Origin of the sequence: Dyella sp., assembly GCF_036746095.1 — a bacterium.
Classification (GTDB): Bacteria; Pseudomonadota; Gammaproteobacteria; order Xanthomonadales; family Rhodanobacteraceae; genus Dyella_B.
On the sequence record NZ_DAIOEU010000107.1, the window covers coordinates 1 to 1,991 of the forward strand.

Here is a 1,991-nt window from a genome sequence, read left to right on the forward strand (position 1 = left end):
TTGAAGTTGCTCAGCTCAATGCCAAACTCGATCGGCGGGTTATGGCATTCAGCCCTCGGCTTCGCCACCCAACGCAGACCGAGGACTTCCCGGATACTGCATCTCTGGCCGAAGCCGGCCGAACTCGACTCGACGCAACCGATCGTTGATGGCTGGCGGAGGCCTTGAGTCGGCAGACGAATCCGGCGCCTCCTACAGTGGTATCGAACGGCAATGCTTACTCCACGCTGCTCGTCAGCGACTCACGTTGTGCCGCAATCGGTGGCTAGACGGACACACCAAGGCGCATCAATCGTGCCTGTGCTGGTGATGGATATCGGGGTGATGGGGGTGGCTGTGCGTGATGGGTTCGTGGGTGTGGGGATGCGTATGCGGTTCGGTGCCATCCCACGGGAAATCGTGGGTGTGCTGATGATGAATGTCGTGCACATGGCGGTGGGTATGGGTGATTGCCTCGTGCTTGTGCATGTGCTCGTGGCGCTCGGTCAGGTGCAGCCACACGCCGATGGCCATCAGGATGGCCGCGATCCAGAACAGGAACGTTGCGTGATCACCGAAGAGAAGGATGGCGATGGCTGCCCCCAAGAATGGTGCGGTCGAAAAATAGGCGCCGGTACGCGCCGTGCCGAGCCCGCGCAGGGCGAGGACAAACAGCACCAAACTCACGCCGTAACCCAGTAGTCCGACCACCATCGCTTCACTGATCGCCGGCAATGCCGGGCGCGTGGCGCCCAACGCGAGCGCAATACCCGTGTTCACGACCCCTGCCACGGTGCCCTTGAGCCCGGCGAGAAACAGTGCGTCGGTCGCAGACACCTTGCGCGTGAAGTTGTTGTCCAACGCCCAGCACAGACACGCACTAGCGATGAGCAATGTGCCCCAGCCCAAACCTGCGTTTTCGTGCGGCCTTGGCCACGCCAGTAAGACGGCGCCTGCAACGATCGCCAACATGCCGAGTACGACATGGCGATCGGTATTTTCACGGAACACCACCCAGGCGATCACCGCCGTCAGCACTGCTTCGAGGTTGAGCAGCAACGAGGCTGTTGCGGCTGAGGTCGTCATGAGGCCCAACATCAGCGCGAGCGGCCCCAGCACTCCGCCGAAGCCAATCGCGAGCATGAGCCACAGCCATTCGCGCCCCGACATGGACGGCATCCGCCAGCCACGATCCCGAATGAGCCGGACGATGCCGAGGCCGATGCCGCTTCCGAGGTACAGCAGGCCTGCTAACAGGATCGGCGATACGTCGCGCAGGAGTTGCTTGGCAAAGGGCGTGCTGGAGCCAAACAGCAGCGCTGCTGCCAAGGCAGCCACGACAGCGGGTGAGAAAAACAAGCGTTTCATCAAGTCAGTCTCCTGCGATGCAGGATAAATCGCTTGTCGGTTGCGCGGTCACGGCGTAATCAAGCAAGTCGCCGGATGATCACCCACACCGCGAACGCCACATAGAACAGCGCCATGGAGGCCAGCAGCTTGCGCGACGTGATGCCACGATGGAAGGCGGTAAACATCACGACGATGGCTGCAATCGTAACCCCTGCCGCGACGATCAGGGATTCATCGAAGACCCATGGCGTAAAGAACAGGCCCAGCGCAGTGGGTACGGTGGCTTGGATCATCATTGCGCCGCTGATGTTGGCAAGCGCGAGGCGATGCTTGCCTTGGCGTACCCAGATGATGGCATTCATCGTTTCAGGCAGTTCGGTGGCGATCGGGCTGAAGAGCAGTGCAACCAGCTGCGGTCGGAGACCGAGTTGCGGCCCCAGCACGTCGAGTTGGCCGACGAAAAAATGCGACGCCGCGAATATCACGACGAGTGCCGCGACGGTTTGCGCAATGGCTGCCCATGTGGGCGGCACGGCATGGCGCGGGGTCAGCTTCAACGGCTCGGGCGTGCCCTCTTCGACGCCAGCCTCGCCGGACATCTCCTTGCGGAAATAGGCGGCGTAGGCGAGCAGGAACAAAATACCCAGCCAGGGTTTCCACGC

General features: G+C 61.7%; 1 protein-coding gene and 1 pseudogene. Both read right to left on the reverse strand.

The features are described from left to right. Positions 1–288 precede the first annotated feature (288 nt). Complete coding sequence (locus V7M64_RS21970) at positions 289–1,347, reverse strand: EamA family transporter (protein ID WP_333682272.1); 1,059 nt, start codon at positions 1,345–1,347, stop codon at positions 289–291. Positions 1,348–1,406: 59 nt separating this feature from the next. After that, a pseudogene (locus V7M64_RS21975) lies at positions 1,407–1,991 on the reverse strand (sodium:calcium antiporter); the annotation flags it as partial.